This is a genomic window from Flavobacterium bernardetii, from assembly GCF_011305415.1.
GTDB lineage: Bacteria > Bacteroidota > Bacteroidia > Flavobacteriales > Flavobacteriaceae > Flavobacterium > Flavobacterium bernardetii.
Genome location: NZ_JAANOQ010000003.1, coordinates 1 through 21836, shown reverse-complemented (window position 1 = coordinate 21836; position 21836 = coordinate 1). Strand labels below are relative to the sequence as shown.

Here is a 21836-nt window from a genome sequence, read left to right as displayed (position 1 = left end):
AAAATATACTAAAACGAAGATTTTTTCGTTTTAAATAAAATTTAACACACTATGCGTCAGTTTATACTTTTCCTTGGTTTAATTGCTACTTTTTGTTTCACTTCATGTAGAAACGAACTTGATTTCGAATCGAGTATTGGAGATTTATCATTCTCTAAAAAAACCGTGTATTTAGATACTGTCTTTACCAATATTGGTTCAAGTACTTACACCTTGAAAGTATATAATAAAAGTGATAAAAACATCTCAATACCAAGTGTTAGATTAGGAAAAGGACAAGCTTCTAACTATCAATTAATGGTTGATGGTATGGCTGGAAAAGAATTCGAAAATGTAGAACTTTTGGCAAAAGATAGCATGTATGTTTTTATATCTGTAAATTCAGATGTTGCAGATGCGAATCCAACTGATTTTTTATATACAGATGAAATTCAGTTTGGAAATGGCGTAAATTTTCAAAAAGTTAATCTGGTGACTTTAATTCAAGATGCCGTTTTTATATATCCTGAAAGAAGTGGCAGTCCAAATAATTACACCTACGAACAAATTAATTTAGGGACAAATACCGATCCTGTAAACATAACAGGAACCAATTTAAGTCATACCGACGTTGTTAATGGTGACGAATTACATTGGACTAATACAAAACCCTATGTCGTTTATGGCTATGCGAAAATTCCAGAAAACGAGACTTTAATCGTAGATGCTGGTGCGAAAGTTCATTTTCATGCTAATTCAGGATTAATTGTTGCTGACGATGCGAGTTTGGATATAAATGGCGGATTAAGCACCTATAACACTGATGGGTCAGTTTTAGTCAACAACGAAGTGATTTTCGAAGGTGACAGACTAGAACCAATTTATGCAGAAGCAGCAGGACAATGGGGAACTGTTTGGTTTTTACCTGGAAGTAAAGCAAATAACATTACTAATTTAACTATAAAAAATGCAACAGTTGGTATGTTAGTCTCTGGAAATGATGGCACTCCTACTCCAACTATTGATATGACGAATGTTCAAATTTATAATTGTGCCAATGTTGGAATTTTAGCCCGAACGGGAAATATGATTGGTAAAAACATAGCCGTTAACAATTGTGGACAAGCCAGCTTAGCTTGCACTTTCGGTGGAAGTTACGATTTTACACATTGTACGTTTGCCAATTATTGGAGTTCTCCGAGTCAAACTTGTTTGGTTATGGACGATTATGATGGAAATAGTTTATATGCTTTAAACAAAGCCGATTTTAAAAATTGTATTTTTTATGGCTCAACAAATTTAGGGATTGTACTTAAAAAAACAGGCTCTACATTTAATTACAAATTCGATAATTGCTTAATTAGATTTAATGATTTTAATAATCAGTTTGGAAGTAATCCGCTTTATGCTTTTAACAATTCTGCATTATTTACGGGATGCTTAATTTCAAATAACTCCAACTCATTTAATCCAAAATTTAAAAACACGGATAAAAACAAACTTAACATATTATTGGGTTCATCAGTAATTGGAAACGCAAATTTAAGCTTTTCAACTTTTGCTGATATTCTAGGAAATTCTAGGGCAACCTCATCAGATATGGGAGCTTATGAATATTTACCATAAATTTCAAATTTAGAGCGGTTTTTACCGCTCTTTTTTTTTATACTTTAATAAGAAAGTTTAACTTTGCACCACAAACAACTAACAACTCAACATAATGATTTTTTTCTTTGGAAACCAAAGCAATACAGTATTTGCAGTTCAAGCACAATCTGAAATTTCTACCGAAAACATCCAAAAACTAAACTGGCTATTTGGAGAAACACAACAAATTGACAGTAAAACCATCTCTCAAAATTTCGTAGGACCACGTGCTGCTATGGTTACACCATGGAGTACAAATGCGGTTGAAATCACTCAGAACATGGGGATTTCAGGGATTATTAGAATCGAAGAATTCGAAAAAGTATCGATTGATTTCAATGATTTTGATCCGATGTTACTTCAAAAATACACAGAATTACATCAAGATATTTTCACAATTAATATTCAACCTGAAGCTATTTTAGAAATTGATGATATTAATGCGTACAACAAGCAAGAAGGTTTAGCTTTAAGTTTAGAAGAAGTAGAATATTTAGATAATTTAGCAACCAAATTAGGCAGAAAACTTACGGATTCTGAAATTTTTGCTTTCTCACAAGCCAATTCAGAACACTGTCGTCATAAAATTTTCAATGGAACTTTTGTAGTTGATGGAGAAGAAAAACCAACATCATTATTCAAGTTAATCAAAAAAACATCTCAAGAAAACCCTAACGATATCGTTTCGGCATATAAAGATAATGTTGCTTTTGTTAAAGGTCCGAAAGTGACACAATTCGCACCAAAAAGCGCCGACAAACCTGATTTTTACGAAGAAAAAGAATTTGATTCTGTACTTTCTTTAAAAGCAGAAACACATAATTTCCCAACAACTGTTGAACCTTTCAATGGAGCAGCAACAGGTTCTGGAGGAGAAATTCGTGACCGTTTAGCAGGTGGACAAGGTTCCTTACCATTGGCAGGAACAGCAGTTTACATGACTTCGTATTCAAGATTGAATGACAATCGTAAACATGAAGAAGCGATGGCTGAACGTCCTTGGTTGTATCAAACACCAATGGATATTTTGATTAAAGCGTCAAACGGAGCTTCAGATTTTGGAAATAAATTTGGGCAACCGTTAATTACTGGTTCGGTTTTAACTTTCGAACATGAAGAAGCTTCGAGTGCCTCAGCTTCAAAGAGCAGAAAATTAGGTTATGATAAAGTTATCATGCAAGCAGGTGGAATTGGGTACGGAAAATTAGATCAAGCGATTAAAAAGAAACCACAAGAAGGTGATAAAATTGTCATTCTTGGTGGAGAAAATTATAGAATTGGAATGGGTGGAGCGGCAGTTTCATCAGCAGACACAGGAGCTTTTGGTTCAGGAATTGAATTAAATGCGATCCAACGTTCTAATCCAGAAATGCAAAAACGTGCTGCGAATGCTATTCGTGGTTTAGTGGAAAGTGATAACAATCCAATTGTTTCTATTCACGATCATGGTGCGGGTGGACACTTAAATTGTTTATCAGAATTAGTAGAAGAAACTGGTGGATTAATCGATTTAGATAAATTACCAGTTGGAGATCCAACACTTTCTGCTAAAGAAATTATCGGAAACGAATCTCAAGAAAGAATGGGATTAGTGATTGGTGAGAAAGACATGGACATCTTACAAAGAATTGCCGATAGAGAACGTTCTCCAATGTATGAAGTTGGAGTGGTAACTAATGATCACAGATTTACATTCGAATCGAAATCTACAGGTTTAAAACCAATGGATTATGCTTTGGAAGACTTTTTCGGAAGTTCGCCAAAAACAATCATGAATGACAAAACAATTGCTAGAAATTACAGCAATTCAGCATATAATTCAAAAGAAATTCCAACCTATTTAGAGCAAGTTTTACAACTTGAAGCTGTAGCTTGTAAAGACTGGTTAACAAACAAAGTTGACCGTTGTGTTGGTGGAAAAGTGGCGAAACAACAATGTGTTGGACCGTTACAATTGCCTTTGAATAATGTTGGTGTAATGGCTTTAGACTTTAAAGGAAAAGAAGGAATTGCCACTTCAATTGGCCATGCTCCTATTTCGTCTTTAATTGATCCAGTTGCTGGTACAAGAAATGCTATTGCAGAATCGCTTTCTAACTTAGTTTGGGCGCCTTTAAAAGATAATTTAGATTCAGTTTCGTTATCAGCAAACTGGATGTGGGCTTGTAAAAATGAAGGTGAAGATGCTCGTTTATATGAAGCGGTTCAAGCTTGTTCAGATTTCGCTATCGAATTAGGAATCAACATCCCAACAGGAAAAGATTCCCTTTCAATGAAGCAAAAATATCCTAATGATGAAGTAATTGCGCCAGGAACGGTTATTATTTCAGCTGCTGGAAATTGTTCGAATATTACGAAAGTGGTAGAACCTGTTTTACAACGAAATGGTGGAAACATTTACTATTTAAACTTATCTCAAGATTCGTTTAAATTAGGTGGTTCGTCATTTAATCAAACGCAAAATAAAGTTGGAAATGAAACGCCAACGATCAAAAATGCTGCTTTCTTCAAAAATGCATTTAATACGTTACAAGATTTAATTAAAGAGAGAAAAATCAAAGCGGGACACGATATTGGAAGTGGTGGTTTAATCACAACTTTATTAGAAATGTGTTTTGCTGATGTGAATTTAGGTGCGAATTTCGACTTAACTTCAATTAACGAAAATGATTCTACTAAATTATTATTCTCTGAAAATATTGCGGTAGTTTTTCAAGCTGATGCTGAAGTAGAAGCAACTTTTAAAGCGAATGGAGTTGAAATTTTCAATATCGGAACAGTAACGAATTCGGATTCTGTTTCTATTACAAACTTTGATGACACTTTCAATTTAAGTGTTTCAAAATATAGAAAAGCGTGGTTTGAAACTTCGTATTTATTAGATCAAAAACAAACTAAAAACGGAAAAGCGTTAGAGCGATTTGAAAACTTCGCTAATCAACCTTTACAGTTTACATTCCCATCTCATTTTGATGGAAAATTAGCACCGACTTCTACAACAAACCGACCAAAAGCCGCAATCATTCGTGAAAAGGGAAGTAATTCTGAGCGTGAAATGGCAAATGCTATGTATTTAGCAGGTTTTGATGTGAAAGATGTTCACATGACGGATTTAATTTCTGGTCGTGAAACTTTAGATGACATTCAATTTATTGGAGCCGTTGGTGGATTTTCGAATTCAGATGTTTTAGGTTCAGCAAAAGGTTGGGCTGGTGCCTTTTTATACAACGAAAAAGCAAATACAGCCTTGAAAAACTTCTTCAAAAGAGAAGACACACTTTCTGTTGGAATTTGTAATGGTTGTCAGTTAATGATGGAATTAGAATTGATTACTCCAGAACATGAAGTTCACGGAAAAATGAAACATAACGATTCACATAAACACGAAAGTGGCTTTACTTCTGTAAAAGTTCAAAAGAATAATTCTGTGATGTTATCTAGTTTAGAAGGAACAACTTTAGGAGTTTGGATTTCGCATGGAGAAGGAAAATTTAATTTACCATTATCGGAAGAAAACTATAACATTGTAGCTAAATATGGTTACGAAGGTTATCCGGCCAATCCTAATGGTTCAGATTACAACACGGCAATGATGTGTGATGCAACTGGAAGACATTTAGTTACAATGCCACATATTGAGCGTTCTACTTTCCCTTGGAACTGGGCTAATTATCCAGAAAGAGGTCAGAAAGACGAAGTGACTCCTTGGTTAGAAGCATTTGTAAATGCTAGAAATTGGATCGAAAACAAAAAATAATAAAAACAAATAACTACAAAAAATCCATTTTTCGAAATGGATTTTTTGTTTTTTATATAATATAAAACCCGTTGGGTGTAATTAGTTTCTGATAAGAATTTTTCGTCAGTTCGAGTGATTTTTTTCAAAAAATCGTATCAAGAACAAGAAAAATTTCTTTAAAAACTATTCTCGATACATTTTTTGTTTCGTTGAACTGCACAAAAAACACTCGAATTGACGTTTTTTTTAAATACACCCAAGGGTTATAAAAGTATTTTATAATTATACGTTACTTGAAGAAGTAAATTTTGTAATTATATGTATTAATTCAGAACTTGTAAATGGTTTGTTTAAAACATCAGAAATTCCAGACATTTGTACTTTTTCTTGAATTTCTGATTTATCAAAAGCAGTAAAAGCAATAATTGGAATGTTTTTATTAAATTTTCTAATTTCTATAGTGGTGTCAAACCCATCAATTTCTGGCATATTAATATCCATTAATACGATATCAAATTCCTTTAATCGAATCATTTCAATAGCTTCAAATCCATTATCTGCAATAGTTGGTATACAGTTTAAATTTTTAATCGTTTTAGAAGTTACTATTTGATTTATTTTGTTGTCATCTACAATTAATACATTTAAATTATTAAACTCATGATTAATAACTTCTGTTTCAAACTGAATACTGTTTGATGCTTTTTCTAAATTTAGAATAAAACTAAATTCAGAACCTTTACCTAATTCTGATTTTAATTCAATTTTAGAATTAAAAAGTAATAAAATATCATTTACAATTGTTAATCCTAAGCCACTTCCTTGAAAAAAATTATCTTTAGGTGTTATTTGAAAAAATTTATCAAAAATCCTTTTCTGATTTATTTCTGAAATCCCAAACCCAGTATCTATAAAACTAAATTTAATAACTTGTAAATTATCGATTTCATTTATTTTATCAATTTTAATAGTTACATCTCCATTTTTTGTAAATTTTAATGCATTTGAAGCTAAATTTAGGCATAACTGAGTCAATTTTACTTCATCTGAGCTAAAATACTCATTCACATTTTCATCTATTTCTATTACAAATTTATTATTATTTTGAATTGCAATTTGTTCTAAATTTAATTTAACTGAATTGATTATGCTTTTAAATTCGAAAATACTTTTTTCTAATTTAGAATTTTTATTTTCAAGTTTTGAAATTTGCAAAACATCGTTTACTAAACTTAATAAATATTTAGCGGAATATTTTAATGATTTTAAATGGCTTCTACTTTCTTCTTCAATTACTGATTTTTCTAAAATTTCTGTTAAGCTAATAACTCCAAAAAGCGGCGTACGAAGTTCATGGGTTATGGTAGAAACAAATTTAGATTTCATTTCATTTGATTCTTCTGCTACAAGTTTAGCCTTTTCTAATTCGATATTTAGACTGGTAAGTTGTTCATTAATTTTATTCTTATTTTTATATAACTTTAAAATATAAATAGAAAAACAACTAATTATTGCAAGAAATATTAAAGTTATGTAAAATATATTTTTGTTAAGTTTTAAATTTTGTTCTTTACTTTTTAATTCAAAGTCTGCTTTAATTTTATCGATTTTGAAAGCATCTAAAATTAAAGCTGAAGAAGTTTCTTTTGCTTTATTTAATATTTCTTTATTATAAAATATTTCATTAATACTATCGGCTTGTTTTAAGTATAATGCAGCTTCTTGTGGTTTATTTATTTTTGATAATAATCTGGAGTATCTATATAAGTATTCGCTTTTTTTTTCTTTAAATATTAATTTCTCACTAAATGTTGCTAGCCCATCTTGATACGTTTTTTCAGCTAATTGATATTGGCCAATTCCTTCATAATAGGTTGCTTGCAACATATAAACGATGTTATTAAAAAGTTTATTACCATATTTTGGATGTAACTTTATAAAATCGTCTAAATAAGGTTTAGCATTTTCAAATTCTTTAAATTTTAAATAGGACCATGCTAAATTCATTGAAATTAAGCAAATATCTTCATTAAGATTATTTTTTTTTGCAAGTCGCAACGCTTGTTTATAATAAGATATAGCCTTTTTTTGATTAGATTTTGTTTCACAAAACCCTGTAAAAAGGTTGCCTAAATTATTTAATACAAGAATTTGATGTTTTAAGTTGTTCGTTTTTTTGGCTAATACTAAAGATTTATTAAAGAAATAATTTGAAAATTCTAAATTTTTAATTTGTGCAAAGTTTCTTCCTATTCTATTATAAATATTTGATACTAATGTGTCATTTTTTATTTTCTCTGCTTCAATTAAGGCAAATCTTAATTCTTTTAATGAATTATAATAATCAGATTTTTTATAATAATTATTACCTAACTCAAACAAACTATCTACTTGTTTAGAGGTATACTTTTTATTTTGAGCAAATCCTAATTGAAAACTAATTAATACTATTAGGAAATATTTTAATGAACTCATATAATTCTATAAATTTATGTGTTTGATTATTAAATTTTGCAAATCAGTAAATTCGAAAGGTTTTACTAAAATATCATTCATTTTGTACTTTGAAATATCACCTTCTAACTCGTATTTATCCGAAGCAGTTAATGCTATTATTGGAGTTGTTATTCCTAATTCGTGGATTTTTTCTGTTGTTTCAAAACCGTTCATTTTGGGCATATCAATATCCATTAAAATAATGTCGAATTTATTAGTTTTTAAAATTTCTAAGGCATGAAAACCATCTACAGCAATGGTACAAAATTATCTTGTTTTTTTCAAGTATTTTTTATGTAACAATTTGATTTACTTTATTATCTTCCACCACTAAAACCCTCAAATTATCAATAGTCATGCCGTTTTTATTTGAAGTACTTCTTTCTACTTCTTTTCCTAAAATTAATGGAATAGAAAATCGAATAGTTGTTCCTTTATTTATTTCACTATCTATATGAATTTGTCCGTCAAATGAATCTACAAATCGTTTTACGATGGCTAAACCTAATCCTGTTCCTTGAAACTGTTCGTCGGAATTTCTTTCCACTTGAACAAATTTATCGAATACTTTATCAATATATTTTTGAGGAATTCCTATACCAGTATCGGTAATTTCAAAATTTAAAACAGAATTATTTACGACATAAATATGAATATTAACGTTTCCATCTTTTGTGAATTTAAGCGCATTACTCAATAAATTTAATAAAATTTGAGACAGTCTTGTCTTATCGGTTTTTATATATTTTGGAACATCTGGATCTAAATCTAAAGTGATAACATTATAATATTGTTTAGCAATCACTTCCATAGAATTTACTATAGTTTCGATTTCACTTTTAAAATTAATATCTTCATAAACAAGCTCAATATTTTCCGATTCAATTTTGGATAAACTTAAAACATCATTGATTAATGACAATAAATATTTTGCTGAAAACTTTAATGAATTTATGTATTTACTATCTTTTAATTCGGCATGTTCATTTTCAATTATCTCAGTCAAACCGATTACTCCATAAAGAGGCGTTCGTAATTCGTGACTAACCGTTGACATGAACTGAGCTTTTAGTTTGGCTATTTCTTCTGTTTTTTGTTTTGCATTATATAATTCTATATTTGCTTTTTTAAGTTTTTTATTAATTTTTATATTTTTAGTAAAGTTTTTATATAGAAAGTACATTAGAGTTAAAAAAGTAAAAACTAAGATGGTAAGAAAAATGATAAAGTATTTATTGAAATTTAATTTTTTAACGTAATCTTTATTTTCTTGTTCAACTTTTTCAATTCTTGAATTTATTAAATCTAATCTAAACGTTTGATCCTTTCCTTGTAGTATGTTTTTTTGTTCTTCGTTATAAATTTCACTGTTTAAATCGATATATAGTTTATAATATTCAACAGATTTTTCTAATTTATTGTATTTTTTATAAAACTCAGCAAACGATTTATAAATATCAAGTAAGTTCATTCTAATTGCTGGCGTATTATCTTTTTTACCAGCTTCTATAGCGCCAAAATAAGCTTTTTCAGCATTTTTAAAATCATTTTTATACAAATCATAATACGCTGAATAAGAAGCATACATAGAAATAATAACATCCATTTCATTAGAAACTAAAACCTTGTCTTTTGATTTATCTAAGTATTTTTTACCTTCTTCGTATTGTTTTAGTTCGATTAAATTGGCGCCAATATTGAGTGCTGCCACTAAAAAATCACTATTATTTTTAAGATTTTTTGTGTGATGAAATGCTTTTTTAAAATAATAAGTTCCTTTGTTAATATCTATATTATTATAGGAATAAACACCGCCAAGATTGTTGTATAACCAGCCCAAAGCAGCGTTGTTATTTATTTTGGAAGCACATAGTATTCCTTCTTTATATAACTCAATTGCCTTTTTATAATCTGTAAATTGTTCAAAATTTAATCCTAATAAATTATATGCTTTAGCCGCTAGTTCAAAATTTTGTTTTTTTAAAGAATAAGTAAGAATTTTTTCGGTTTGTTTTATAGATTATTTAGATTGTAAAAATTAGTACTCGCAATGGTAAATAATTTTTGAGCCTCCTCATCACTATTTACATTTGTTTGGGAAAAATGTATATTGAAAACCAATAAAAAAAAGAAAATAAATTTAAAATTTTTCATATCTTAAATATAAAGAAGAGGTAAAACTACAAATTCAATCATTTCAAATATAATTTACACATGTTTCTCTATAATTACTTGCAAATCTTTAATTTCGAAAGGCTTTACTAAAACATCATTAATTCCATTAATGGCCATTTCATTAATTATTTCATTTTTATCTGAAGCTGTCAGAGCAATAATTGGCGTTAGAATTCCTAATTCTCTAATCTTTTTAGAAGCATCAAATCCGTTTAAAACCGGCATGTGAATATCCATAAGAATCAAATCGAATTTATGTTTTTCAACCAACTCAATTGCTTCTAATCCGTTTTCTGCGATCTTACATGAATGGTCACTTTTATCTAAAAGTTTTTTAGTAACCATTTGATTGATCTTGTTATCTTCTACAACAAGAATCTTCAAATTTATCTTATTTACTTTAGGTGCTAACATTGTAATATCTTTAAATATTATTTCGCAATCAGCAACAATATAGGGTATTTTTACCGTAAAAACAGTTCCTTTATTCATTTCACTTTTTACTGAAATTTCTCCTTTAAACAAATCTACTAATCTTTTTACAATAGATAAACCAAGTCCAGTTCCTTTGTATTGCTCATTTAAATTGACATCAACTTGTACGAATTTTTCGAAAATTTTATCTAAATATTCTTCAGGAATTCCAATCCCGTTATCTTCAATTTGAATTTGAATTTTTTGAATAGTATCTTCTTCTAAAAGTTGTAATTTAATGGAAACCACACCTTTTTTTGTAAACTTTAATGAGTTGCTAATTAAGTTAATTAGAATTTGAGAAAATCGAGTTAAATCGGTTTTTATAAATTGTGGAACTGCATCCGAAACTTTAATATTTAATTCGTTTTTATTTGATTTAGCAATAATTCCTAATGATTCTCGAATAACAGAAATTTCTTTTCTAATCTCAACATTGTCATAAATTAATTCAAACTTTGTATCTTCAATTTTATATACATTCAACACATCATTAATTAAAGACAACAGGTAATTTGAAGAGAATTTTAGTGCTTTAAAATACTTATTTTTCTTTAGCTCAACATGTTCCGATTCGATAATATCAGCCATTCCAATTACACCATATAAAGGCGTTCTAAGTTCATGACTCACATTGGATAAAAATTGTGATTTTAAAAGCGAAGCTTCTTCCGATTTTATATTAGCGATTTTTAATTGTTCGTTGGAATCGAAAAGTTTTTTATTTAATTTTCTATAATCTAAGTAGTTTTTAAACATATAAATTAAAAATAATAATAGAACTCCTGCGAAAAACAAACTCATTTTCACCAACTTTGACGAAGCAATCATTTTTTGATCTTGCACCTTTTTTTCAGATAAAACTTTCTGAATTTTATTATTCATTTCTAATTCATCAATTGAAATACCTGCAATTTTAACATCCTTATTTCTTTCTTTTAAGTTTAATTCGTCTTGTAGTTTATCGTGTTTTTCAAGAAAAAACAATGCCTTTTCTTTATTATTTATTTTTTTGTAAAACTTATAAATTTCATTATAAATCTCTAATTCATTAGGTTTAAAAAATTCAATATTATTTTCTTTTAATCGTTCTAAAACAAGATTATAATTTTTTTCTGCTTCTACATTTTTATTTTTATTTGAATTGTAGTTTCCTAATAATGTATGGTAAGTAATGTACATTTCAAAATCATTTTCTGACTTTAAAGTTGGAAGAATTTTATCTAAATATACTTTTCCAGCATCAAACTTTTCTAGTCTAAAATAAGCGGCAACGATATTTAATTCTGTAAAAGCAATTTCTAATTTATCTGCGTATTTTAAAGAATACTTATAAGATTTAAAATAATATTCTAATCCCTTTTCAGGATTGTCCAAACCGAAGAAATAAAGATTTCCTATATTGTTATATAAGTATTCTAATAATTGCTTATCGTTAGCTTTTATAGCATATTTTATTCCTTCTTTATAATAATACAAAGCTTTTTTTAAATCAGAAAACTCCTCATAGTTTAGTCCAATAATATTATAAGCCTTGGCAGCATAACTATTGTCGTTTTTACTTAAAGAATATTGCAATAGTTTTTGTGCATTATTTAAAGATGATTTACAGTTTAAATCATTTAAATCGGCAATGGATTTTTGGAGCACTTTTTTTGCTTCTTCTTTATTGGTTAGAGCAATTTGAGCAAAAATAAATTTTGGGAATAAGAGAAAAAAAAAGAGTATAAAATATAACTTGGCTTTCATTTTTTTAATTGAAATATGGTAAAAATAAAAAAATCCTGAAATAAATCAGGATTTTTGCTGTAATTTATTTACAAATTATCGAATTAACTTCTTGTATTTGATACGAGTTGGCGTTACATCTTTACCTAATCGTTTGCGTTTGTTTTCTTCGTATTCTGTAAAACTTCCTTCGAAACTATACACTTGAGAATCTCCTTCAAAAGCTAAGATATGTGTACAAACTCTATCTAAGAACCATCTGTCGTGAGAAATAATAACGGCACAACCTGCAAAATTCTCTAAACCTTCTTCTAAAGCACGAAGTGTATTGATATCTAAATCATTCGTTGGCTCATCTAATAAAAGTACGTTTCCTTCTTCTTTTAAAGTCATGGCTAAGTGTAAACGGTTACGTTCACCTCCAGAAAGTGTTGCTACTTTTTTATTTTGATCACTTCCACCAAAGTTGAAACGAGATAAGTATGCTCTTGAATTTACTTGACGTCCACCCATCATGATTAATTCTTGACCATCACAGAAGTTCTCCCAAAGTGTTTTGTTTGCATCAATGTTTGAGTGTGACTGATCCACATAAGCGATTTTCACAGTATCTCCAACTGAGAAAGTTCCGCTATCTGTTTCTTGCTCGCCCATAATCATTTTGAAAATAGTAGATTTACCCGCACCATTTGGTCCGATAATTCCAACAATTCCTGCTTGTGGTAAAACGAAATTTAAATCGTCATATAATAATTTATCGCCGAATGCTTTTGCTACATTTTTAGCTTCAATTACATTTGTTCCTAAACGTGGTCCATTAGGAATGTAAATTTCTAATTTCTCGTCTAATTCTTTTTGGTCTTCGTTTAATAATTTATCGTAATTCTGTAAACGTGCTTTTTGTTTTGTTTGACGACCTTTAGCTCCTTGACGAACCCAGTCTAACTCACGCTCTAAGTTTTTTCTACGTTTTGAAGCTACTTTTTCTTCTTGCGCCATACGAGTTGACTTTTGGTCTAACCAAGAAGAATAATTTCCTTTCCATGGAATACCTTCTCCTCTATCTAACTCTAAAATCCAACCTGCAACGTTATCTAAGAAATATCTATCGTGCGTTACAGCAATTACAGTTCCTGAATATTGTGCTAAATGTTGTTCTAACCAAAGTACAGATTCTGCATCTAAGTGGTTGGTTGGCTCATCTAATAATAAGACGTCTGGTTGTTGTAAAAGTAAACGACATAAAGCTACACGACGTTTTTCTCCACCTGATAACACACTAATTGGTGTTTCTGGATCTGGCGTACGAAGCGCGTCCATTGCAATTTCTAATTTAGTATCAATTTCCCAAGCACCTGAAGCGTCAATTCTATCTTGTAATTCTGCTTGACGATCCATTAACTTTTCCATCTTCTCAGGGTTTTCATACACCTCAGGCAAAGCGAAATCGTCATTAATTTTATTGAATTCTGCTAATAATTCAAATGTTTCTGCTGCTCCTTCACGAACAATATCAATAACCGTTTTAGTTTCATCTAAAAGTGGTTCTTGCTCTAAATATCCAACGGTATAACCTGGTTGAAAAACCACATCACCTTGGTAATTTTTATCAATACCAGCAATAATTTTTAATAATGAAGATTTTCCTGAACCGTTCAATCCAAGAATTCCAATTTTTGCTCCATAAAAGAAGCTTAAATATATATTTTTAAGTACTTGTTTATCTGCTCCTGGATAACTTTTACTCAATTTTTGCATTGAGAAAATTACTTTCTTATCGTCTGACATAATTTATTTTTATTTGTTTATTTTTTGTTTCAAGTTTCAGGTTTTAGGTTTTAGGTTTCAAGTTCAAAACTCTCAAACTTCGTAAATCGTATTTCTTAAATCGCAAATTAGAATTACATTCTTCCTTTTAAGGCGTTAAAAACCCATGCATTTGCAAAAAAACCTACGGCAACTGCTGCAAAACCCCAACCTGCAACATCATCGTATCTGTAAACAGCTAAACCCATTATAATTATTCCCATTATCACCATGATACCCGTAGCCCAAGCTAAAACTGTATTTTTGTTCATTATATTAATTTTATAAATTTAGGAATGCAAATATCGGGATTTTTTATACTATAAAGAAACAATACTAGTTAAAATTAAACTACCTAATTATTGCCAAAGTAGTATGTTATTTATAATTTCACCCCTACACTTTTCATACACTATCTATACACTATCTATACACTATCTATACACTATCTATACACTATCCATACTTTATCTATACTATATGTACTTTATCTACTTTTTAAAGGTGCTTTTAAATGAATATGAATTAGGATTACTATGACGGATTAATTGAATATTTTATACACCATTTCTTTTAGCATATCGTCTTCTTTCATAGAACCTGCACCAACTCCTTTGGATTTAACATCAATATCTCTGATAACTTCTATAATTTGGCTGACTTTTCGCATAGGGAAATTTTGAGCAGCTTTAGCGAATTCTTCTATAAAAAACGGATTGACTCCTAATGCTTTTGCGGCATTAAATTTGGATTTGTCTTTTAATCCATGGAATTGTAACAATTGTGAGAAAAACGAAAACATTTGTCCGGTTACTAATACCATGGGTGTTTCTTTCATGTTAAAACCAAAATGATGAATGATAGTATATGCTTTTTCTTGATTCCTAAGCGCTAATGCCGATTTCAATTCGAAAATATTATAATCTTTACTGAAACCTATGTTTTCTTCTATATTTTTTGGCGTAAAAACGTGTCCGGTTGGAAAAACGATTTTTAGTTTATCTAATTCGTTATTAATCTTAGCTAAATCGGTTCCTAAAAACTCTGCTAACATCGCAGCAGCTTTAGGTTCAATTCCGTAATTCTGACCTTTTAAAACTTTTACAATCCACTCAGGAACTTGGTTATCGTATAGTTTTTTACTTTCAAAATACACACCAATATCTTTAATCGTTTTGAATATTTTCTTTCTTCCATCAGGCTTGGCTCTATAAGCAAAAACTAAAATGGTAGTTGGTTGCACATTGGCCATATAATTGGCGAAATTTTCAAACGTTTTAACTAAATTCTGCGCTTCTTTTACAATAACTACCTGATAATCTGCCATCATCGGAAAACGTTTCGCAGTAGAAACTATTTCTTCCACCGAGGTATCTCTTCCGTATAAAACAATCTGGTTGAATGCTTTTTCATCTTCTGTAAGTGCCGTTTCTTCAATTAAATCGGAAATTCTATCTATATAATACGCTTCTTCTCCGCATAAAAAATATACAGGTTTAAAATTTCTAGATTTAATATCGTTAACTATTTTTATTACTTCAGTCATTGTTTGGTTTGTTGTTTTTGGTTTATTGTTTGTTGTTAAACTTCAAACCTTTAATTTCAGAATTATTTAAATATTTCATAAATGCTCCGATTTTGTTTTTTACAAGTTCTATTTTTTGTGATGTTACTCGAAATTGTTCTTCAGAAATTATATTCTTATCAAATGATCTATACAATTGTGATTTTAATTCACCACATGAACCTTTAGAATAACTCAAAAAATTAATAAATTCTCTGTTTCCATTTCTTTCAAAACCCTCAGCAATGTTGTCCATAATTGAGCCTGAGCTTCTATCCATCTGGTCTTTTATCGAATATCTTTTTCCTAAACCAGTAGTTTCAAACAAGATTTCAATATCTTTACAAATATCACGAGAAATATTCCAAATTTCTAAATCCTCAAATTTTTCTATTTTTGCCATTCAAACAACAAACAATTAACAATAAACTATAAACATTGAATAAACTGAATTTCCCATCTTATTCCTTTCGGTTCAAAAATAGTGAAAATAAAGTTGCTATTTTTGATGAAATTAGAAAAAAATTTGTGGTGTTAACTCCGGAAGAATGGGTTAGACAACATACGGTTTTCTATTTGATGGAAGAATGCAATTATCCTAAATCGTTGATTAACGTTGAAAAACAAGTGAAAATTAACGGAATGAGTAAACGATACGATATTGTGATTTTTAATTCAGACGGTAGTATTTTTTTAATTGTAGAATGCAAACAACCAGATGTAACGATTTCTCAAAACACTTTTGACCAAATTGCGCGGTATAATTTTACTTTGAAAGCCGAATTTTTGATGGTAACTAACGGATTAAATCATTATTTTTGCCAAATGGATTTTGAAAAAGAGCAATATACTTTTTTGAAAGAGCTGCCTGAATATAAAAAGTAAAAATGGAACAAAGAGACACTATAGAAAAACAAATAGAACAATTAAGTTCATTCCTTAAAAGTTTACTTTCTAAAGCATTAGGCTGTTCTAATATAGAAACTACAGAAGAAATTTCGAACGCAATACAAACTACGTTCAATTTTGATTTTATAGCCGTTTCTGAATTCGACGACAATAAAATGGAGGCCCTTATCAATGAAAACTCATTAACTGAATCCCATTTAGAACACTTAGCTGAACTTGCCTATATACTCGGTAAAAACCATCAAGATTCAGATTCAAAACTAGCTATAACCTATTTCACTATTTCCAATAAGTTTTCAAAAAAAGCAGATGCGATTTCTGGTAATTTTTCATTGGAAAGAAATCAAAAACAAAATAAAATAAACAACTTTATTCATAAACAACTTGACTAAAACAGCCGTAGTTATCTTAAATTGGAATGGTACGAAATTATTGCAGCAATTCTTGCCTTCTGTGATTCAGTTTTCTGGAAATGCTACGATTTATGTAGCGGATAATGCTTCAACAGATACTTCTATTGACGTTTTGAAAAACGAATTTCCTTCTGTAAAAATCATTGAAAATACAGGTAATTTTGGTTTTGCAAAAGGATATAACGAAGCGTTAAGATTTGTAGAAGAACCTTATTACGCATTAGTAAATTCAGATATTGAAGTTACCGAAAATTGGTTACAACCGATTGAAGCCATTTTTGATAACCAACCGAAAACGGCTATCATCCAACCTAAATTATTAGATTTTAAAAAGAAAACACATTTCGAATATGCTGGTGGCGCTGGCGGATTTATTGATAAATTTGGCTATCCGTTTTGTAAAGGTCGAATTTTTGATACGTTGGAAGAAGATTTAGGACAATACAATCAAGAAACAGAAGTCTTTTGGGCAACTGGTGCTTGTTTTTTTATCCGAAAAGAAGTGTACAGAACTTTACAAGGTTTTGATGATGACTTTTTCGCACATCAAGAAGAAATTGATTTGTGTTGGCGTGCGAACAACTTAGGATTTACAGCAAAATATTGTCCGACTTCTGTGGTATATCACGTTGGTGGTGCGACTTTAAACGAAGCTAATCCAAAGAAAACCTTTCTAAATTTTCGAAATTCGTTATTAATGCTGACCAAAAATCTTCCGAAAGGGAAATTGTTTCCAATTATCTTCATCCGTTTGTGTTTAGATGGCGTGGCAGCCATGCAATTTATCTTTCAAGGAAAATTCAAACATACTTGGGCGATATTAAAAGCTCATTTCTATTTTTATCATTTACTTTCCAGAAATCTAAAAAAGAGAGCTTCTCATCAAAAAACGAATTATTTTTATACAAAATCTATTGTTTGGAGCTATTTTGTTGGGAAAAAGAAGACTTTTACGATTTTGAGATTGAAATAGGAACACAGATTTAACTGATAATTTTAATTTTGATTCTGGATAGTTGGAACACAGATTGGAGAAATTATATTAATTTATAAAATTTTTATTTTGGTGTTAAATTGAAATAGGAACACGGATTTAACTGATAATTTTAATTTTGATTCTGGATATTAAAAACACAGATTGGAGAAATTATATTAATTTATAAAATTTTTATTTTGGTGGGTTAAATTGAAATAGGAACACAGATTTAATTTGAAACACATAGGCACATAGGTTTTTATGTAAAAAAAAAGTCGCTTCGCTTAAAAGAGAGAACATAGATTTTTCAGAAAAAGAAAAAACTTGAGAGATTAATAAGATTCAACGAAAAGTCCTAAAAAAGTCAAGTTATTTGACACCCCACCCTTCGGGCACCTCCCGAAAAAACGGGACAAGCTATCTAAAACACATTAATAAAACCCGTTGGATCTAATTAAAAAAAACGTCAATTCGAGTGTTTTTTGTGCAGTAAAACGAAACAAAAAATGTATCGAGAATAGTTTTTAATGAAATTTTTCTTGTTCTCGATACGATTTTTTGACAAAAATCACTCGAACTGACGAAAAATTCTTATCAGAAACTAATTACACCCAACGGGTTAACAAAATTTAAACTCATAAGTCATTTAAGTTTTCAACATTGCTGAAATTCGAAAACTAAAACTTCAATTTTATTCTTCTGACTTCCAGCTTCCTACTTCTGACTCCAAACTTTTTTAACTAAAATTTCACTTTTCGTTACACTTTGGTATGATTTTTTCTGTATAGCTTTGTAAAAAATCCTATTAAAATGAGAAAAGTACTAGTTTTAGCCGCAACAATTCCCTTTGTGCTTACGTCGTGTGTTTCTAAAAAGAAATTCACAGCTTTAGAAGCGCAACAAAAAGAAACTCAAGATTTATTAAATTCAGCAACTGTAAAGTTAAACAGCTGTTTGAGTGAAAAAGACTTATTAAACGCGGAAAGAAGTAGTTTAATGAGCCAATTGGATTATCTAAAAAAGAACAATTCTGATTTAATAAACAGTTCTAAAGAAATGACTGTTTTAACTACAAAAGGTGCTCAAAACCTAGAAAAATCATTAGAAAGTTTACGTGAAAAAGATTTAAAAATTACCCGTTTACAAGATGCGTTAACAAAAAAAGACAGTGTTACATTGGCTTTAGTTACGAGTTTAAAACGTGAAGTTGGTATTGACGATCCAGACATTAACATCAACGTTGAAAAAGGTGTAGTTATGATTTCTATTGCTGATAATTTATTATTCAAATCCGGAAGTTATGATGTGAATTTAAAAGCGAAATCAGTTTTAGCGAAAGTGGCGAAAGTGGTGAACAGTAAACCTGATTTCGAATGTATGGTGGAAGGTCATACAGATAATGTGCCGATTAAAAATTCAGTATTATTAGACAACTGGGATTTATCTGTGAAACGTTCGACTTCAATTGTACGTGTGTTACAAAACGATTTAGGTGTAAATCCGAAACAATTAATTCCAGCTGGAAGAAGTTCTTTTATTCCTTTAGTAGAAAATGACACAGCAGAAAACAGAGCCAAAAACCGTAGAACGCGCATTATCATTATGCCAAAAATCGACCAATTTTACGATATGTTAGAAAAAGAAATGAAAACACTTTCTAAGTAATTTTCTAAATAAAATAGTAAAAGCGACTAAGAAATTAGTCGCTTTTTTTGTGGGAAATTTTATATATTTGAAAGGTAAAAATCACACATGAAAACATTTCTAAAAAAACACTTCAAAAAATTTCTAATAGCTTGTTTCGTTATTGGAATTTTTATTTTTAGCATCAATTTTTATATCGTAAAATCAACCGAAGCTTATGTGTTTTCAGACATTAAAAAACTTCCAAAAGTAGATGCCATAATTGTTTTAGGAGCCAAAGTAAGTCGTGAAAAATTATCTTATGTTTTAGAAGACCGTTTACTTGCTGGAGTGAATATTATTTATGCCAATAAAGCCCAAGCCCTTTTATTATCAGGCGATCACGGTCAGAAAGAATATGACGAAGTGAATAGCATGCGAAAATATATTTTACGACGAAATTTCAACATAAAAAAAGAGCAAATTTTCATGGATCATGCCGGTTTTGACACATACGATAGCATGTTTAGAGCCAAAGAGATTTTCGGAATTAAAAGTGCCATTATCGTGACTCAGGATTTTCATATCAATCGTTCCGTTTATATCGCACGAAGTTTAGGCATTGAAGCCTATGGTTTTGCGGTTGATGAAAGTATTTATAAAGAATCCTTACGATTCAATTGGAGAATTAGAGAACTATTGACTCGAGTTAAAGCTTTTAAAGATGTGCTCATTTCTTCAAAACCAACATTTTTAGGCGAAAAAATTCCGATTTCTGGTAACGGCATGAAAAGTTGGGACACTATCGAAAAAGCTAAATAAACTCTTAGCAACAAAGAAATTATTATTTTTTTTTAGGAGCAGACGTCTCACTTTTCAAACAACTTCACACCCGCTATCCGCAGTACACGGTACTTTGCTCCTATCGGGGCTACATAAGACGTTTCGTTTTTTAAACAAATTTATTTTTTGAAACTATAAAAATTTAAATTAGATTTGTGTTGTAACCGCCAAAATAAACCTGTCTATGCCCTATGAAATTATATTAGGAAAACATCGTGAAAAAAATGTCATTTTCTTTAAGATTACGAATGACATTCCGTTTTTAACAGAAATTAAAAACTGTGTAGGAAGAAACTGGAGTAACACACATAAAATGTGGTATTTACCAAACAATTCTGAATACAGAAAACGATTCAACATTCCGGAAACGCCCGTAATTGGGAAACTTGTACTAAGTAAAATTTCTGATCAAAACAAAGACGAAATTCAGAAGCTCGTTAATCAATTGCAATTGTTTGGTTACAGTCCGAACACTATTCGAACCTACATTCAGGATTTTGCACAATATTTGTATTACCTTCAAGATAAACCGGCAACAAACTGCACGCTTACAGAGGTTCAAAATTATTTACTTCACTGCATAAACATTTTGAAATATGCTGAAAACACTTTACATAGTCGTATTAATGGTATAAAATTTTATTACGAAAAAGTATTACTTCAGCCACAATTACTTTTAGAATTACCTCGGCCAAAAAAACAATTGATATTACCCAAAGCGTTACATCTTTCGGAAGTAAAAAGTTTGTTACACCATACAGAAAACTTAAAGCACAATACCATTTTAAAGTTAATTTATGGCATGGGTTTACGCGTTTCTGAAATCATAAATTTAAAAATAGAACATATTGATAGCAAAGCCATGCGCGTATTTATAGTACGTGGAAAAGGCAAAAAAGACCGTTATGTAAATTTACCTGAAAGCATTTTACCTCAACTTAGAGACTATTATAAAACCTACAAACCGAAAGAATATTTATTTGAAGGGCAATATGGTGGTGCTTATTCCGTTAGAAGTATTCAACAAATATTTAGAATTGCTGCTAAAAAAGCTAATATTATAAAAAAAGTTGGAGTTCACAGTTTACGACATAGTTTTGCCACACATTTATTGGAAAATGGCACAGATATTCGCTTTATTCAGGATTTATTAGGACATAGCGATATAAAAACTACATTAGTTTACACCCAAGTTACGGATAATAGTTTAAGAAAAATTGTTAGTCCATTAGATTTTTTGTAAAAAAAATACTATATTTGAATTTGAAACAACGAGTAAAACCATATTTCATTTTACGCAATGCGTATTTTTAAATATATTTACTTAAAACATTAAATAACAAAACAATAACCAAGTATTCGAAATTTCGATTTCGTATATATTAGAGTTAGTGGCTATTTTACCGCAGAATCTGGAAAACTACAATTAGATAACAATATGAAAATTGAAAGAGGAATATTTAC

At 29.8% G+C, this 21836-nt stretch carries 16 protein-coding genes; 8 read left to right on the top strand and 8 right to left on the bottom strand.

The genetic code is table 11. The annotated features are described in order from the left end of the window. The first annotated feature begins 51 nt into the window (after positions 1 to 51). Positions 52 to 1605 (top strand): hypothetical protein, encoded by a 1554-nt coding sequence (locus tag G6N05_RS07040; protein WP_166126067.1) that lies wholly within the window; start codon positions 52 to 54, stop codon positions 1603 to 1605. 94 nt (positions 1606 to 1699) lie between these two features. After that, positions 1700 to 5383 carry a phosphoribosylformylglycinamidine synthase gene (purL, locus tag G6N05_RS07035; protein WP_166126065.1) on the top strand — a complete coding sequence of 1228 codons (3684 nt, stop codon included), beginning with the start codon at positions 1700 to 1702 and terminating at the stop codon, positions 5381 to 5383. A gap of 264 nt (positions 5384 to 5647) precedes the next feature. Here purL and G6N05_RS07030 read toward each other — a convergent pair whose 3' ends face one another. The 8 genes from G6N05_RS07030 to G6N05_RS06995 all read right to left on the bottom strand — a co-directional run bounded on the left by G6N05_RS07030 (position 5648) and on the right by G6N05_RS06995 (position 16011). Beyond that, positions 5648 to 7840 carry an ATP-binding response regulator gene (locus G6N05_RS07030; protein ID WP_166126063.1) on the bottom strand — a complete coding sequence of 731 codons (2193 nt, stop codon included), beginning with the start codon at positions 7838 to 7840 and terminating at the stop codon, positions 5648 to 5650. 6 nt (positions 7841 to 7846) lie between these two features. Beyond that, on the bottom strand, positions 7847 to 8119 hold the full coding sequence (locus G6N05_RS07025; RefSeq protein WP_166126823.1) for a response regulator: 273 nt from the start codon (positions 8117 to 8119) through the stop codon (positions 7847 to 7849). Between the two features lie 34 nt (positions 8120 to 8153). Next, positions 8154 to 9701, bottom strand: a complete 1548-nt coding sequence (locus G6N05_RS07020) for an ATP-binding protein (RefSeq protein ID WP_166126061.1) — start codon at positions 9699 to 9701, stop codon at positions 8154 to 8156. A gap of 368 nt (positions 9702 to 10069) precedes the next feature. Next, positions 10070 to 12259, bottom strand: a complete 2190-nt coding sequence (locus tag G6N05_RS07015) for an ATP-binding protein (RefSeq protein WP_166126059.1) — start codon at positions 12257 to 12259, stop codon at positions 10070 to 10072. Between the two features lie 75 nt (positions 12260 to 12334). Beyond that, positions 12335 to 14026: an energy-dependent translational throttle protein EttA gene (ettA, locus tag G6N05_RS07010; RefSeq protein ID WP_166126057.1), complete on the bottom strand. Its 1692-nt coding sequence runs from the start codon at positions 14024 to 14026 to the stop codon at positions 12335 to 12337. A 113-nt stretch (positions 14027 to 14139) separates the two neighbouring features. Further along, on the bottom strand, positions 14140 to 14316 hold the full coding sequence (locus G6N05_RS07005) for a CAL67264 family membrane protein (RefSeq protein WP_166126055.1): 177 nt from the start codon (positions 14314 to 14316) through the stop codon (positions 14140 to 14142). A gap of 272 nt (positions 14317 to 14588) precedes the next feature. Then, complete coding sequence (holA, locus tag G6N05_RS07000) at positions 14589 to 15590, bottom strand: DNA polymerase III subunit delta (RefSeq protein WP_166126053.1); 1002 nt, start codon at positions 15588 to 15590, stop codon at positions 14589 to 14591. 22 nt (positions 15591 to 15612) lie between these two features. Then, a complete protein-coding gene (locus G6N05_RS06995) occupies positions 15613 to 16011 on the bottom strand; it encodes a four helix bundle protein (protein WP_166126051.1) in 399 nt (132 codons plus the stop codon). A gap of 35 nt (positions 16012 to 16046) precedes the next feature. Between G6N05_RS06995 and G6N05_RS06990 the strand changes: the two genes are divergently transcribed. The 6 genes from G6N05_RS06990 to G6N05_RS06965 all read left to right on the top strand — a co-directional run bounded on the left by G6N05_RS06990 (position 16047) and on the right by G6N05_RS06965 (position 21615). Continuing rightward, entirely contained in the window at positions 16047 to 16493 is a 447-nt protein-coding gene (locus tag G6N05_RS06990) for a type I restriction enzyme HsdR N-terminal domain-containing protein (RefSeq protein ID WP_166126049.1), read from the top strand. Positions 16494 to 16495: 2 nt separating this feature from the next. After that, on the top strand, positions 16496 to 16909 hold the full coding sequence (locus G6N05_RS06985; protein WP_166126047.1) for a hypothetical protein: 414 nt from the start codon (positions 16496 to 16498) through the stop codon (positions 16907 to 16909). Beyond that, positions 16902 to 17903, top strand: a complete 1002-nt coding sequence (locus G6N05_RS06980; RefSeq protein ID WP_166126045.1) for a glycosyltransferase family 2 protein — start codon at positions 16902 to 16904, stop codon at positions 17901 to 17903. The genes G6N05_RS06985 and G6N05_RS06980 overlap by 8 nt, the downstream gene beginning before the upstream one ends. Positions 17904 to 18716: 813 nt before the next feature. Further along, positions 18717 to 19571, top strand: a complete 855-nt coding sequence (locus G6N05_RS06975) for an OmpA/MotB family protein (protein ID WP_166126043.1) — start codon at positions 18717 to 18719, stop codon at positions 19569 to 19571. Positions 19572 to 19658: 87 nt separating this feature from the next. Beyond that, on the top strand, positions 19659 to 20351 hold the full coding sequence (locus G6N05_RS06970; RefSeq protein WP_166126041.1) for a SanA/YdcF family protein: 693 nt from the start codon (positions 19659 to 19661) through the stop codon (positions 20349 to 20351). Positions 20352 to 20556: 205 nt separating this feature from the next. Continuing rightward, a complete protein-coding gene (locus tag G6N05_RS06965; protein WP_166126039.1) occupies positions 20557 to 21615 on the top strand; it encodes a tyrosine-type recombinase/integrase in 1059 nt (352 codons plus the stop codon). The last annotated feature ends 221 nt before the right edge of the window (positions 21616 to 21836 follow it).